The organism is Curtobacterium luteum (assembly GCF_014646995.1).
Lineage (GTDB): Bacteria > Actinomycetota > Actinomycetes > Actinomycetales > Microbacteriaceae > Curtobacterium > Curtobacterium luteum.
Window position 1 is genome coordinate 337,019 of the sequence record NZ_BMOI01000001.1, and the last position, 15,562, is coordinate 352,580.

Below are 15,562 nucleotides of genomic sequence, written 5' to 3' on the forward strand. Positions count from 1 at the left end.
CCGCCACCGGGTCGCGTCCACGGCCCGTGACCGCTCCCGTGTTCGTGCGCCGGTCAGGCGTGTCCGCGCTCCGACGACGGGGTCCCGACCTCCAGTCGGCCGTCGACCGACGTCAGCCGCTTCGGGTCCATGAGCCAGGCCACGACGGCGGCGGCCGCGAGCAGCGCGCAGGACAGCGCGAACGGCAGTTGCCATCCGGACGCGTCGATCAGGGCGCCGAACACGATCGGTGACACGACACCGGCGATGCCGAAGCCGGTGTTCGTGAAGCCCGACGCCGTACCGGACCATTGCGGCGCCACGTCCATCGGGATCGCCCACAGGTTCGCGTTGCAGAGCTCGAGGAAGAAGAAGGACAGGGCCAGGGCGACCGTCGCGACAGCGAGACCCTGACCGAACACGAGGGGCAGGAGACAGACCAGCGAGCCGCCGAGCCCGATGACGAGGACCACGCGCCGAGCGTGGCGGGTGTCGCCGTCGCGGTGGATGAGCCGGTCGCTGAGCACCCCGCCGACGGTGTCGCCGACGACACCGGCGAGGAGGACGCCGGACGTGAACCAGGCGAAGGAGCCGATCTCGAGGCCGTACGTGCTGCTGAGGAACGTCGGGATCCAGGTGAGGAAGACCCAGAGCACCCAGCCGTACCCGAAGTCGACGAACGTGACCGGGAGGATCTGCCGCGCGAGCTGCCGCCACGGGACCGGCGGACGCGTGGCGCGGGTCTCGACGGGCGGGAGCTCCGAGAGCTCGGCGTCGGTGATGCCCTTCGCGGCCTCCGGGCGGTCACGGAACCAGACGAACCAGACCAGGGCCCAGACGACGGACAGCAGCGCGGTCGCGACGAACGCCCACCGCCAGTTGCCCGTCGCGGCGATGACCCAGGCGACGAGGAGCGGTGCCACCGCGTTGCCGAGCCGGGCAGCGGAGTGCACCACGCCCTGCGCGAAGCCGTTGCGGTCGCGGGGGATCCAGCGGCTCATCGCCTGGGTCGCAGCGGGGAACGCAGCGGCTTCCGTCAGGCCGAGCAGGAAGGGGGCGGCGGCGAGCGTCCAGAAGCCGACGGACAGCCCGGTCCAGAGCGTCGCCACGCCCCAGAGCACGGTGATGACGAAGAGCGCACGCCGAGGTCCGGCCTTCTCGCTGATGGTGCCGCCGAACACCTGGAGCAGCGCGTACGGCAGGGCGAACGCCGACACCACGACGCCGGCGGTCGTCTCGCTGAACCCGAAGTCCTCGGTGATGTGGGGGAGTGCCGTGGAGATATTGGTGCGGTCGATGTACGAGATCGCGTACATGCAGCAGAGGAGCAGGAGCACCTTGCCGCGGATGCGCCCACGGAACGGGGTGCCCTTCGCGGGGGAGGGTGCGGCCGGGGTCGCCGTCGTCATGGGGCCTCTTCGGGGGAGAAGGGTTCGGGTTGCTGAACGGACCGGAGGCTACGTCGGGTCCTTATCAGCGGTCTTTGAGCCTGCCTGCAGCGGACAGTACGCCGGGGATGACCGGTGGGAGCGTCGGGACCCTGGGACGCGGCCGTGCGCTGTGGGCGATCGGACCCGGGTGTTGTCAGTGGTCACGGCTACCGTTGACGGCATGGCAGTCGACATCGAGCCCACGCGTGCGGTCCGCCCGTTCGAGGTGATCAGCGAGTACTCGCCGAGCGGGGACCAGCCGGCGGCGATCGCCGAGCTCGCCGGACGGATCAACGCCGGTGAGACCGACGTCGTGCTCCTCGGTGCCACCGGTACCGGCAAGTCGGCGACGACCGCGTGGTTGATCGAGCAGGTGCAGCGGCCGACGCTCGTGCTCGCGCACAACAAGACCCTCGCGGCACAGCTCGCGAACGAGTTCCGCGGGCTCCTGCCGAACAACGCCGTCGAGTACTTCGTCTCGTACTACGACTACTACCAGCCCGAGGCCTACGTGCCGCAGACGGACACCTTCATCGAGAAGGACTCGTCCGTCAACGCCGAGGTCGAGCGCCTCCGCCACTCGACGACGAACTCGCTGCTCAGCCGGCGCGACGTCGTGGTCGTGTCGACGGTGTCCTGCATCTACGGCCTCGGTACGCCGGAGCAGTACATGAACGCGTCCGTGGCCCTGCACGTCGGGCAGACGATCTCGCGCGACCAGCTCGTCCGCAAGTTCGTCTCGATGCAGTACCAGCGCAACGACGTCGACTTCGCCCGCGGCACGTTCCGGGTCCGGGGCGACACGATCGAGATCATCCCGATGTACGAGGAGCACGCGATCCGCATCGAGATGTTCGGTGACGAGATCGAGGCACTGTCGTCGCTGCACCCGCTCACCGGGTCCGTGATCGAGGACCTGCCGGCCGTGTCGATCTTCCCGGCGTCGCACTACGTCGCGGACACCGACGTCATGCACCGTGCCATCGCCGACATCAAGGTCGAGCTCGCGGAGCGGTTGGCCGAGCTCGAGGGGCAGGGCAAGCTGCTCGAAGCCCAGCGGCTCCGGATGCGCACCACGTTCGACATCGAGATGATGGAGCAGATCGGATTCTGCTCGGGCATCGAGAACTACTCGCGGCACATGGACGGCCGCGTCGCGGGCGAAGCCCCGCACTGCCTGCTCGACTACTTCCCGGACGACTTCCTCATCGTGATCGACGAGTCGCACGTCACGGTGCCGCAGATCGGCGCGATGTACGAAGGCGACGCGTCCCGCAAGCGCACCCTGGTGGAGCACGGGTTCCGCCTGCCGAGCGCACTCGACAACCGACCGCTGACGTGGGAGGAGTTCCTCGAGCGCGCCGGACAGAAGGTCTACCTGTCGGCCACGCCGGGCCGCTACGAGCTCGGGGTCACGGACAGCGTCGTCGAGCAGATCATCCGCCCGACCGGCCTCGTCGACCCGGAGATCGTCGTCAAGCCGAGCGACGGCCAGATCGACGACCTGCTCGAGGAGATCACGCAGCGCGTGGACAAGGACGAGCGTGTCCTCGTCACCACCCTGACGAAGCGCATGGCCGAGGAGCTCACGGACTTCCTCGGCAACGCGGGGGTGCGCGTCAGGTACCTGCACTCCGACGTCGACACCCTGAAGCGCGTCGAGCTGCTCACCGAACTGCGTCAGGGCGTGTACGACGTCCTCGTCGGCATCAACCTGCTCCGGGAAGGTCTCGACCTGCCGGAGGTCTCGCTCGTCGCGATCCTCGACGCCGACAAGGAAGGGTTCCTCCGTTCCTCGACCTCGCTCATCCAGACGATCGGACGCGCGGCGCGCAACGTCTCGGGCCAGGTGCTCATGTACGCGGACAAGATCACCGACTCGATGCGCAACGCCATCGACGAGACCGACCGTCGCCGCGAGAAGCAGGTCGCGTACAACCTCGAGCACGGCATCGACCCGCAGCCGCTCCGCAAGAAGATCGCCGACATCACCGAGGTGCTGCAACGGGAGAACGACGACACCAAGGCGCTGCTCGAAGGTCGCCCGGCAGCGGACGGCCGACGCTCCCCGACCCCGAACCTCAAGCGCGGCGGCATCGCGGGCGAGGGGGCCACCCAGCTCGAGGCGACCATCGCGGACCTGAACGAGCAGATGCTCCAGGCCGCGGCCGAGCTGAAGTTCGAGCTCGCGGCGCGGCTCCGCGACGAGGTGCAGGACCTCAAGAAGGCACTCCGGCAGATGGAGTCCGCCGGCCATGTCCGCTGAGGCCGGCGGACGGCGCACCCTCGTCGTGACGGGTGCGACCGCCGGACTCGGGTACTGGGCGTCGGAGCAGCTCGCGGCGGCCGGACACCGGGTCGTCCTCGCGGCGCGGAACCCCGAGCGGACGGACGCCGCACTGCGCAGCATCCGAGCCGCAGTGCCCGACGCGGAGCTCGACCACGTCCGGCTCGACCTCGCGGACCTCGACTCGGTGGCAGCCGCAGCGGACACCCTCGGCGAGCGGTACCCCGACGGCCTCGACGCCCTCGTGGCGAACGCCGGCGTGGTGGGCTCCCGACAGCAGCGCACGACGGCGCAGGGTCACGAGCTGCAGATCGGCACGAACCACCTGGGGCACTTCGCACTGGCCGGGCGAGTGCTCCCGCTGCTCGCGCACCGCGCAGGCCGGATCGTCCACCTCGGTTCGATCGCCCACCGGTGGGCACGACTCGACCGTGCCGATCCGCTCGGCGCGGGGCACTACTCCAGCTACCGGCAGTACGGCCGGAGCAAGCTCGCCGTGATGCTCTTCGGCTTCGAGCTCGCCGAGCGGCTCGCCGACGCCGGTTCGCCCGTGTCGAGCGTCGTGGCGCACCCCGGGTTCTCCCTCGACGTGCTGGCTCCGGACCGTCCCCTCGTCGCGTCGGCCCGCCCCGAGCCCGCCTGGACGCGGCCGGCGCAGCGGCTGTACGCACAGGGCAAGGACGCCGGAGCCGACCCGATCGTGCACGCCGCGGTCGGGGACGACGTCCGGTCCGGGGAGTACTGGGGACCGGCGGGCAGCCTGCAGCTCCGCGGACCGGCGACCCCGGTCGTCGCGGAGTCGAAGGCCCACGACCGCCTCGAAGCGGCCCGGCTGTGGGCCGCGAGCGAGCGGGCGTCCGGGGTCGCGTTCGCTCTCGACGCACTCGGGTGATCCGCTCGACCCGACGAATGTCAGACCGGGTTCGTAGAATCGACGGCGATGACCATCACCTCTGACCGCGGTACCGCGTCCCCGGGCCGGAACGCCTTCGGCGAGCCCGCTGACCTCCACCTCCCGGGCGGTACTGCGCCGCACAGCACCTCGACGCTCAGCGTCCGTGGTGCGCGAGTGCACAACCTCCGCGACGTCGACCTCGAGATCCCCCGCGACTCGCTCGTCGTCTTCACCGGGCTCTCCGGCTCCGGCAAGTCGTCCCTCGCGTTCGACACGATCTTCGCCGAGGGGCAGCGGCGCTACGTCGAGTCCCTGTCGGCGTACGCGCGGCAGTTCCTCGGCCAGGTCGACCGGCCGGACGTGGACTTCATCGAGGGGCTCTCGCCCGCGGTCTCGATCGACCAGAAGTCGACGAACCGCAACCCCCGGTCGACGGTCGGCACCATCACCGAGGTCTACGACTACATGCGCCTGCTCTGGGCGCGCATCGGTGTCCCGCACTGCCCCGTGTGCGGCGAGGTCATCAGCAAGCAGAGCGTGCAGCAGATCGCCGACCAGCTCATGGGCTTCGAGTCGGGGACGCGCTTCCAGGTGCTCGCGCCGGTGGTCTCGAAGAAGAAGGGTGAGTTCGTCGACCTCTTCCAGGAGCTCGCCGCGTCTGGCTACGCCCGTGCGATCGTCGACGGTGAGCGCGTCCAGCTCAGCGACCCGCCGAAGCTCAAGAAGCAGGTCAAGCACGACATCTCGGTCATCGTCGACCGCCTCGTCGCGAGCGACGACATCCTCGGGCGGCTGACCGACTCGCTCGAGACGGCCCTGCGCCTGACCAGCGGGACGGTCGCGATCGACCTCGTCGACCACGAGGGCCCCGGTGCCGTCCGGACCTACTCAGAGAACCTCTCGTGCCCGAACAACCACCCGCTCGCGCTCACCGAGATCGAGCCGCGGACGTTCTCGTTCAACGCGCCGTTCGGCGCCTGCCCGGAGTGCTCCGGCCTCGGCACGCGCATGTCCGTCGACCCCGACCTCGTCCTCGGCGATCCGGAAGCATCGCTCCGGGACGGTGTCCTGCTCCCGTGGACGGGCACGAGCGGCCTGTACTCCTACTTCGAGAAGCTCCTCGCGGGCCTCGGGAAGGACCTCGGGTTCTCGCTCGACACCCCGTGGAACCAGCTCGACCCGAAGGTCCAGGCGGCGATCCTCACCGGCAAGGACTTCCAGGTGTCGGTCTCCTGGCGCAACCGCTTCGGGCGTGAGATGCGCTACACGAGCGGGTTCGAGGGCGTCATGCCCTACATCGAGCGCAAGTTCGCCGAAGCCGAGTCGGACTCGCAGCGCCAGCGCTTCCAGGGCTACCTGCGCGAGGTCCCCTGCCCGGTGTGCGACGGGACGCGCCTCAAGCCCGAGGTGCTCGCCGTGACGGTCGACGGGCGCAGCATCGCCGACGTCACCGACATGTCCCTCGACGACGCGTACGCGTTCATGGAGCACCTCACGCTCACCACCCGCGAAGCGCACATCGCCGCCGCTGTCCTCCGTGAGATCCGCGCACGGCTCGAGTTCCTGCTCGAGGTCGGGTTGAACTACCTCACGCTGGCGCGCGGCGCCGGCGGCCTGTCGGGCGGTGAAGCCCAGCGCATCCGGCTCGCGACGCAGATCGGGTCGGGTCTGACCGGCGTGCTCTACGTCCTCGACGAGCCGAGCATCGGGCTGCACCAGCGCGACAACCGTCGGTTGATCGACACCCTCGTCAAGCTGAAGAACCTCGGCAACACGCTCATCGTCGTCGAGCACGACGAGGACACCATCCGCACCGCGGACTGGGTCGTCGACATCGGCCCGGGCGCCGGCGTCAACGGCGGCAAGGTCGTGCACTCGGGCTCGTACGAGGGCATCATCGCGAACCGCGAGTCCGTCACCGGGGACTACCTCGCCGGCCGGCGTGCGATCGAGGTCCCGGCCGAGCGCCGGAAGGTCAACCCGAAGCGCGTCGTCAGCGTGCAGGGCGCCCGGGCGAACAACCTGCAGGAGATCGACGTGGACTTCCCGCTCGGGGTGTTCACGGCGGTGACCGGTGTGAGCGGCTCCGGCAAGTCGACGCTGGTCAACGACATCCTCTACAAGGTCATGGCGAACCAGCTCAACGGCGCCCGGCACATCGCCGGCAAGCACACGCGCGTCAAGGGCCTCGACCAGCTCGACAAGGTCGTGCACGTCGACCAGGCACCGATCGGCCGGACGCCGCGCTCGAACCCGGCGACCTACACGGGCGTGTTCGACCGGATCCGGCAGCTGTTCGCCGAGACGCCCGAGGCCAAGGCGCGCGGGTACCAGCCCGGCCGCTTCAGCTTCAACGTCAAGGGCGGTCGCTGCGAGAACTGCTCGGGCGACGGCACGATCAAGATCGAGATGAACTTCCTGCCCGACGTGTACGTGGCGTGCGAGGTCTGCGGCGGTGCCCGGTACAACCGCGAGACCCTCCAGGTCCACTACAAGGGCAAGGACATCTCCGAGGTCCTCGACATGCCCATCAGCGAGGCGGCGGAGTTCTTCGAGCCGATCTCCGCGATCCACCGCTACATGAAGACCCTGGTCGACGTCGGCCTCGGGTACGTCCGGCTCGGTCAGAGCGCGACGACCCTGTCCGGCGGCGAAGCGCAGCGCGTCAAGCTCGCGACGGAGCTGCAGCGTCGTTCCACCGGGCGCACCGTCTACGTGCTCGACGAGCCGACGACGGGGCTGCACTTCGAGGACGTCCGGAAGCTCCTGCTCGTCCTGCAGAGCCTGGTCGACAAGGGCAACACGGTCATCACGATCGAGCACAACCTCGACGTCATCAAGTCGGCGGACTGGCTCATCGACATGGGGCCCGAAGGCGGCGCGGGTGGCGGGACCGTCCTCGCCACCGGGACGCCCGAGCACGTGGCCGACGTGCCGGAGAGCCACACCGGTGTCTTCCTGCGCGAGATCTTCGACGCGCAGGACGCCCGCGTGGGCAAGGAGCAGGCCGTGGGCGCCCGCACGGCGAGTGCGTCGGCGCGGGCCGGGGCGAAGTCGGGCACGAAGCAGAAGGCGGGTGCTCGGTAGGTGGCGGACACCGTTCCGTGGCGGCCGAAGGCGGGGGAGATCCCGACCGACCCGGGCGTCTACCGGTGGCGTGACGAGAACGGCCGGGTGCTGTACGTCGGCAAGGCCAAGAACCTCCGTGCACGCCTGAGCAACTACTTCGCGCCGCTGCCGACGCTCCACGAGCGCACCCGGCGGATGGTCCTCACGGCGCGGAGCGTCGAGTGGACGACCGTCGGCTCCGAGATCGAGGCGCTGCAGCTCGAGTACACGTGGATCAAGGAGTTCGACCCGCCGTTCAACGTCAAGTTCCGTGACGACAAGTCCTACCCGTACATGGCGATCACCCTGGGTGACGAAGCCCCGCGGGTGATGGTGACGCGGAACCGGCGGATCAAGGGTGCGAAGTACTTCGGTCCGTACCCGAAGATCTGGGTCGTCCACGACACGATCGACCTGATGATCAAGGTGTTCCCGATCCGCACGTGCTCGGACTCCTCGTACAAGCGCGCGATGCAGACCGGGAAGCCGTGCTTCCCGGGGCAGATCGGCAAGTGCGGCGGGCCCTGCTCGCAGAAGGTCACGATCGAGGAGCACCGCGCGCTCGTCGAGGAGTTCGTGCGCTTCATGTCGAGCTACGACCGTCGGGTCATCACGCACCTCCGGCAGCGGATGGGCGCCTCGGCCGACGCGATGCAGTACGAGCAGGCGGCGAAGTACCGCGACCAGGTCGAGGCGCTCGAGGCGGTGCTCGAGAAGAGCGCGGTCGTGCTGCGTGACAGCGTCGACCTCGACCTGTTCGGGATCGCCGAGGACGAGCTCGCCGCGGCAGTGCAGCTGTTCTCCGTCCGGGGCGGCCGCATCCGCGGTGTGCGCGGCTGGGTCGTCGACAAGGAGCTCGACATCGCCACGGGCGACCTCGTCGAGCAGATCGTGCAGGGCAACTACGCCGCGGGTGACGAGCCGCCGCGTGAGGTCGTCGTGCCCGAGCTGCCGGAGGACGCCGAGGCCCTGCAGGAGTGGCTCAGCCAGCGACGGGGCGGCCGTGGCACCAAACTCAGCACCGCCCAGCGCGGTGACCGGGCCGGGCTGGCGCGGACGGCGAAGCAGAACGCGGCGCAGGCGCTCATGCTCTACAAGACCAAGCGCTCCGCGGACTACACGACCCGGTCCGCGGCCCTGGCCGACATCCAGGAGGCCCTCGGCATGACGGAAGCGCCCCTGCGCATGGAGTGCTACGACATCTCGCACCTGCAGGGCACGAACGTCGTCGCCTCGATGGTCGTGTTCGAGGACGGGCTGCCCCGGAAGGACCAGTACCGGCGGTACACGATCGCCGAGACGACGGACGACACCGACAGCATGTACCAGGTGCTCTCGCGGCGGCTGGCACGCCTCGACGAGGACGCAGCGGTGCCCGACGTCCCGGACGTCACCACCGACGACGTCGTGGAGGGCTCGAAGCCGACGAAACGCTTCGCCTACCGGCCGCAGCTGCTGATCGTCGACGGCGGGCAACCGCAGGTGCAGGCGGCGAAGCGGGCGATGGACGAGGCCGGGGTCCACGACATCGCGCTCGTCGGCATCGCGAAGCGCCTCGAGGAGCTCTGGCTGCCCGACGACGACTTCCCGGTGATCCTGCCGCGCAACTCCGAGGCGCTCTTCCTCGTCCAGCGCATCCGCGACGAAGCACACCGGTTCGCGATCACGCACCAGCGCACCCGTCGCAAGCGGGACGTCCGGTCGCAGCTCTCCGAGATACCGGGGCTGGGGCCGTCGCGGGTCGCCGCGCTGCTGAAGCACTTCGGGTCGGTCGCGCGCCTCCGGGCCGCGACCGCCGAGGAGATCGGTGTCGTGCCCGGCATCGGACCCGCGACGGCGGCCGCCGTGGTCGCCAAGCTCGCACAGGCCCCGACGAGTGCCTCGGCACCCGCCAGCGCCTCGGCACCCGGCAGCGCGTCCGCACCCGGCAGCGCGTCCGCACCCGGCAGCGCGTCCGCACCCGGCAGCGCCTCCGCACCCGGCAGCGCCTCCGCACCCGGCAGCGCCTCGGCACCCGACGGAGCGGCCCCGGTCCGCGACGAGCGCTCCGTGGTCGTCGTGCCGGACGTGACCGACGACGGGCCGGAACTGCCCGCGTGAGGCGATGTGTGCCTCCCGGCCGATCCGCGCGCCCCGCACGGCACGGGCGATAGCCTTGACGTGGCCGACCACCAGCCGACACCCTCCCGGGCGACCCGCCCGGGCCGCGACGACGGAGCTCCCTCCCAGATGACTGACACCGCCGCTACCATCACCCCCCAGCAGCACGACATCCTCATCGTCACGGGGATGTCCGGTGCGGGGCGGTCCACGGTCGGGAAAGCCCTCGAAGACCTCGGCTGGTACGTGGTCGACAACCTGCCGACGCAGATGCTCGCGCCGCTCACCGAGCTGGCCGACCGCGCCGGCGAGAAGATCCCGAAGATCGCCACCGTCGTGGACGTCCGCGGCGGCCGGTTCTTCACCGACCCCGAGCAGGCGGTCGAACAGGTCCGGTCCACGACCTCCGCGCGGGTGCGGGTGCTCTTCCTCGAGGCCACCGACGCCGTGCTGGTGCGTCGGTTCGAGCAGGTCCGGCGTCCGCACCCCCTGCAGGGCGACGGCACGCTCCTCGACGGCATCGGCCGCGAGCGTGCCCGGCTGTCCGGGCTCCGCGAGGCGTCGGACATGATCATCGACACCTCTGACCTGAACATCCACCAGCTGGCGAACACCGTCACCGAGAAGTTCGCGGACGACCACTTCGTCGGGGTGCAGGTCACGCTGATGAGCTTCGGGTTCAAGTACGGCCTGCCCGCGGACGCCGACATGGTGGCCGACGTCCGCTTCCTCCCGAACCCCTACTGGGTCCCGGAACTCCGGGCCCACACGGGGCTCGACGCCCCTGTCTCGGAGTACGTCCTGGCACAGCCGGGAGCCCGTCCGTTCGTCGAGCGCTACGCCGATGTGCTGGAGCCGGTCTTCGAGGGGTACCAGCGCGAGAACAAAAGACACGCTACGATCGCCATCGGCTGTACCGGCGGCAAGCACCGTTCGGTCGCCATCGTCGCCGAGCTGGCGAGTCTCCTCCGCGGGATGCCCAGCGTCGCCGTGCGTGTGAAGAACCGAGATCTCGGCCGGGAGTGACCGTCCCTCCGGCCGCTCCCCACGCGAGCGTCGCCGGGCCGCGGAGCCCCACCGAGAAAACGTTAGGAATGATGCTGTGCCGTTGACTGCCGAGGTCAAGGACGAACTGGCCAGGGTCGTCGTGAACCGCAACACGGTCCGCGCCGCCGAACTCGCGACCATCCTGCGGTTCGCGGGCGGCCTGCACGTCATCTCGGGCAGGATCGCCGTCGAGGTCGAGCTCGACACCCGCATCATCGTGCACCGGGTGCGCAAGGACCTGGCGGAGCTCTACGGCGTCCGGTCCGAGGCGAGCGTCGGGTCGTCCGCGTCCTCCCGTCGCGGCACGCGGTACCTGGTCCGGGTGCTCGAGGCGGGGGAGACCCTCGCGCGCCAGACCGGGCTGATGGATGCGCGTCGTCGGCCCGTCCGTGGGCTGCCGAACCGCCTCACCACGGGCAACCGCGAGGACCTCGCCGCCATCTGGCGCGGTGCGTTCCTGGCGTCCGGCACGCTGACCGACCCGGGTCGCGCCGCCGCCCTCGAGGTGACCTGCCCCGGCAACGAGGCCGCGATGGCGCTCGTCGGCGCGGCCTCCCGGCTCGGCATCGCCGCGAAGGGCCGCGAGGTCCGTGGTGTCCACCGCGTCGTCATCCGCGACGGCGAGGCGATCGGCCAGATGCTCACCGTCATGGGTGCCGCACGGACGACGGCCGAGTGGGAGGAGATGCGTCAGCGCCGCGAGGTCCGCGCCACCGCCAACCGCCTGGTCAACTTCGACGACGCGAACCTCCGCCGTTCCGCGCAGGCCGCCGTGGCCGCGTGCGCCCGGGTCGAGCGCGCGCTCGAGATCCTCGGCGACGAGGTCCCGGACCACCTCAAGTACGCCGGCTCGCTGCGCCTCGAGCACCGTGACGCGTCCCTCGACGAGCTCGGGCAGCACGCCGAGCCGCCGATGACGAAGGACGCGATCGCCGGGCGGATCCGCCGCCTCCTCGCGATGGCCGACAAGAAGGCGTCGGACCTCGGCATCCCGGGGACCGAGGCGAGCGTCCCGGAGGAGCTCGAAGGGGCCTGATCGGGGTCTGACGACCCATCGGACGGGAGGCGCGGTGCCAGCTGGCACCTGGGCCCACGCCGCCGGTTCCGGAGCGACGCGCCAGCGGCGGTTCGGCCGTGCCGGTGGGGAGCCTCCCGTCCGATGGTGGGCGCTCTCGTCGCGACCGTCCGGACGGACCGTCATCCGGCACGGTCGCGCAGTGTCCGACTGCTAGGGTCGTTACGGCGACGTTACGGGGCGTATCGTCCACCACACGTGGGCCCGAAGGGCCCCCGACTCCGAAAGCAGCGCCCCCTCGGGCGCTCCACACCCACCAGGAGATCCATTGACCGTCAAGATCGGTATCAACGGCTTCGGCCGCATCGGCCGTAACTTCTTCCGGGCCGCACTGGCCAAGGGCAGCGACCTCGAGATCGTGGCGGTGAACGACCTCACCGACAACGCGTCGCTCGCGAACCTGCTGAAGTTCGACTCCATCACCGGCAAGCTCCCGGCGACGGTCGAGCTCGACGGCGACAACATCGTCGTCGACGGCAAGGCGATCAAGGTCCTCGCGGAGCGCGACCCCGCCAACCTCCCGTGGGGCGAGCTGGGCGTCGACATCGTCATCGAGTCGACCGGCTTCTTCACCAAGGCCGCCGACGCGCAGAAGCACATCGACGCGGGCGCCAAGAAGGTCATCATCTCGGCCCCGGCGACCGGTGACGACGTCACGATCGTGCTCGGCGTGAACGAGGACTCGTACGACCCGGCGAACCACAACATCATCTCGAACGCGTCCTGCACCACGAACAGCCTCGCGCCGCTCGCCAAGGTGTTCCACGACAAGTTCGGCATCGAGCGCGGCCTCATGACGACGGTGCACGCCTACACCGCCGATCAGAACCTGCAGGACGGCCCGCACAAGGACCCGCGTCGCGCCCGTGCCGCGGCCCTGAACATCGTCCCGACCTCGACCGGTGCGGCGAAGGCGATCGGCCTGGTCCTCCCGGAGCTCGCCGGCAAGCTCGACGGCTTCGCGCTGCGCGTCCCGGTCCCCACCGGCTCGATCACCGACCTCACCCTCGAGACCAAGTCCGAGGTCACGGTCGACGAGATCAACGCCGCCTACAAGGAGGCCGCGGAGGGCCCGCTCAAGGGCATCCTGCTCTACAGCGAGGACCCGCTGGTGTCGACCGACATCACGACGGACCCGCACTCCTCGATCTACGACTCCGGCCTGACCAAGGTCATCGGCGGTCTCGTGAAGATCACCTCGTGGTACGACAACGAGTGGGGCTACTCGAACCGCCTCGTCGACCTCACCGAGTACGTGGGCGAGCGCCTCTAACCCATGGCGCTCCGAACCCTCGGCGACCTCGGCGACCTCGCCGGCAAGCGCGTCGTCGTCCGGTGTGACCTGAACGTCCCGCTCAAGGACGGCAGGATCACCGACGACGGCCGCGTGCGTGCGTCGCTCGACACGCTGAACACGCTCGTCAACGCCGGCGCCCGCGTCATCGTGATCTCGCACCTCGGTCGGCCCGACGGGTCGCCGGCGCCCGAGTACTCGCTCGCCCCCGTGGCGCAGCGTCTCTCCGAGCTCCTCGGCAAGGAGGTCACCTTCGTCGGCGAGACCGTCGGCGACGAGGCGACCGCGGCCGTCGCGGATCTCGGCGACGGTGACGTCCTGCTGCTCGAGAACCTCCGCTTCAACCCGGAGGAGACCTCGAAGGTCGCGTCCGAGCGCCAGGCGTTCGCCGAGCGCATCGCCGCCCTTGGCGACGCGTTCGTGTCGGACGGCTTCGGTGTCGTGCACCGCAAGCAGGCCTCGGTGTACGAGCTCGCGTCGGCGCTGCCGTCGGCCGCCGGCTCGCTCATCGAGACCGAGCTGACGGTCCTCGAGCGCCTCACGTCGACCCCGGAGCGGCCGTACACGGTCGTCCTCGGCGGCTCGAAGGTGAGCGACAAGCTCGGCGTCATCGACCACCTCCTGCCGCAGGTCGACACGCTCTGCATCGGTGGCGGCATGCTCTTCACGTTCCTCGCGGCCCAGGGCCACGGGGTCGCGAAGTCGCTGCTCGAGGCGGACCAGCTCGACACCGTCCGCGAGTACCTCTCGCGGGCGCAGGAGCTCGGGGTCACGATCGACCTGCCGACCGACGTCGTCGTGGCCTCCGGGTTCGCGGCGGACGCAGCGCACGAGACGGTCGCCGCAGACGCGATCGAGTCGTCCTCGTTCGGTGCCGACGGCATCGGGCTCGACATCGGTCCGGAGACGGCCGCGCGCTTCGCGTCGGCGGTGTCCGGCTCGAAGACGGTGTTCTGGAACGGCCCGATGGGCGTGTTCGAGTTCCCGGCCTTCGCCGCCGGCACGAAGACCGTCGCGCAGGCGCTCACCGAGGTCGACGGCCTCGGGGTCGTCGGTGGCGGTGACTCCGCTGCGGCCGTGCGGTCGCTCGGGTTCTCGGACGACCAGTTCGGGCACATCTCGACCGGCGGCGGTGCGAGCCTCGAGTTCCTCGAGGGCAAGGCGCTGCCCGGTCTCGAAGCACTGGGGTGGTCCCGATGAGCCGAACTCCTCTCATCGCCGGTAACTGGAAGATGAACCTGGACCACCTCCAGGCCATCGCCACCGTGCAGAAGCTCGCATGGACGTTGAAGGACGCCCGCCACAACTTCGACGACGTCGAGGTGGCGGTGTTCCCGCCCTTCACCGACCTCCGCAGCGTGCAGACGCTCATCTCGGCGGACAAGCTGCCGATCCGCTTCGGCGCACAGGACCTCTCGCAGTACGACTCCGGTGCCTACACCGGTGACGTCTCGGGTGCCTTCCTCGCCGCGCTGGACGCGCAGTACGTCATCGTCGGCCACTCCGAGCGTCGCACGATGCACGGCGAGACCGACGAGGTCGTGGCGGCGAAGACCGCAGCGGCGATCAAGCACGGGCTCGTGCCGGTCGTCTGCGTCGGTGAGACCGGCGAGCAGCGTGAGGAGCGCGGCGCAGGTGTCGTCGCGGTCGAGCAGCTGCAGGTCGTCCTCGACGCTGTGCAGCCCGCCGAGATCGTCGTGGCCTACGAGCCGGTCTGGGCGATCGGCTCCGGCCAGGCGGCCACGGCCGAGCAGGCGCAGGAGGAGTGCGCGGCGATCCGTCGCGGCATCGCCGCCGCCTGGGGGGACGAGGCCGCTGCGGCGACCCGTGTCCTCTACGGCGGATCGGTGAAGTCCGGCAACATCGCCGGGTTCCTCCGCGAGCCCGACGTCGACGGCGCACTGGTCGGCGGGGCGTCGCTCGACGTCCAGGAGTTCGCGGCGATCGCCCGCTTCCGGCAGCACGTCGGACTCTGACAACCGCACTCAGGCCGGTCGTGTCCGCACGGCCGGCCTGAGCCACGCCCGGCCTGCGGGCTCGGTCCGGTCCACCGGGCCGGTATACTCGCATGGCTGACTGACACGAAAGGTACGTCGTGGCGATTCTCTCCGTCGTGCTGCAGGTCCTGCTCGCGATCACGAGCCTCCTGCTCACGCTCCTCATCCTGCTGCACAAGGGCCGCGGTGGCGGCCTCTCCGACATGTTCGGCGGCGGCGTGACGAGCAACCTCGGGGCGTCCGGCGTCGCCGAGCGCAACCTCAACCGCATCACGGTGATCCTCGGTCTGGTCTGGATCATCTCGATCATCGTGCTCGGTCTCATCAACAAGTTCACGACGGGGAGCTGA

At 70.1% G+C, this 15,562-nt stretch carries 11 protein-coding genes; 10 read left to right on the plus strand and 1 reads right to left on the minus strand.

Annotated features, from left to right (window positions below):
- Positions 1–53: 53 nt before the first annotated feature.
- Positions 54–1,388 (minus strand): MFS transporter, encoded by a 1,335-nt coding sequence (locus IEY20_RS01440; protein ID WP_188888857.1) that lies wholly within the window; start codon positions 1,386–1,388, stop codon positions 54–56.
- A gap of 214 nt (positions 1,389–1,602) precedes the next feature.
- Between IEY20_RS01440 and uvrB the strand changes: the two genes are divergently transcribed.
- The 10 genes from uvrB to secG all read left to right on the plus strand — a co-directional run bounded on the left by uvrB (position 1,603) and on the right by secG (position 15,562).
- The gene (gene uvrB / locus IEY20_RS01445) at positions 1,603–3,675 is read left to right on the plus strand and encodes an excinuclease ABC subunit UvrB (protein ID WP_277927286.1); all 2,073 of its coding nucleotides are present in this window, start codon (positions 1,603–1,605) and stop codon (positions 3,673–3,675) included.
- Positions 3,665–4,588 (plus strand): SDR family NAD(P)-dependent oxidoreductase, encoded by a 924-nt coding sequence (locus IEY20_RS01450; RefSeq protein WP_175329179.1) that lies wholly within the window; start codon positions 3,665–3,667, stop codon positions 4,586–4,588. Before uvrB ends, IEY20_RS01450 begins: the two co-directional genes overlap by 11 nt.
- Positions 4,589–4,636: 48 nt before the next feature.
- Positions 4,637–7,678, plus strand: coding sequence for an excinuclease ABC subunit UvrA (uvrA, locus tag IEY20_RS01455; protein ID WP_175329180.1), 3,042 nt, complete (start codon positions 4,637–4,639; stop codon positions 7,676–7,678).
- Complete coding sequence (gene uvrC, locus IEY20_RS01460) at positions 7,679–9,799, plus strand: excinuclease ABC subunit UvrC (RefSeq protein WP_229727793.1); 2,121 nt, start codon at positions 7,679–7,681, stop codon at positions 9,797–9,799.
- Positions 9,800–9,928: 129 nt separating this feature from the next.
- Complete coding sequence (rapZ, locus tag IEY20_RS01465; protein WP_175329181.1) at positions 9,929–10,825, plus strand: RNase adapter RapZ; 897 nt, start codon at positions 9,929–9,931, stop codon at positions 10,823–10,825.
- Between the two features lie 76 nt (positions 10,826–10,901).
- Positions 10,902–11,882, plus strand: coding sequence for a DNA-binding protein WhiA (whiA, locus tag IEY20_RS01470; protein WP_058749582.1), 981 nt, complete (start codon positions 10,902–10,904; stop codon positions 11,880–11,882).
- Positions 11,883–12,189: 307 nt separating this feature from the next.
- A complete protein-coding gene (gap, locus tag IEY20_RS01475) occupies positions 12,190–13,194 on the plus strand; it encodes a type I glyceraldehyde-3-phosphate dehydrogenase (RefSeq protein WP_175329182.1) in 1,005 nt (334 codons plus the stop codon).
- Between the two features lie 3 nt (positions 13,195–13,197).
- Positions 13,198–14,415: a phosphoglycerate kinase gene (locus IEY20_RS01480; RefSeq protein WP_175329183.1), complete on the plus strand. Its 1,218-nt coding sequence runs from the start codon at positions 13,198–13,200 to the stop codon at positions 14,413–14,415.
- Entirely contained in the window at positions 14,412–15,191 is a 780-nt protein-coding gene (gene tpiA / locus IEY20_RS01485; RefSeq protein WP_175329184.1) for a triose-phosphate isomerase, read from the plus strand. The genes IEY20_RS01480 and tpiA overlap by 4 nt, the downstream gene beginning before the upstream one ends.
- Positions 15,192–15,310: 119 nt before the next feature.
- Positions 15,311–15,562, plus strand: a complete 252-nt coding sequence (gene secG / locus IEY20_RS01490) for a preprotein translocase subunit SecG (RefSeq protein WP_022902309.1) — start codon at positions 15,311–15,313, stop codon at positions 15,560–15,562.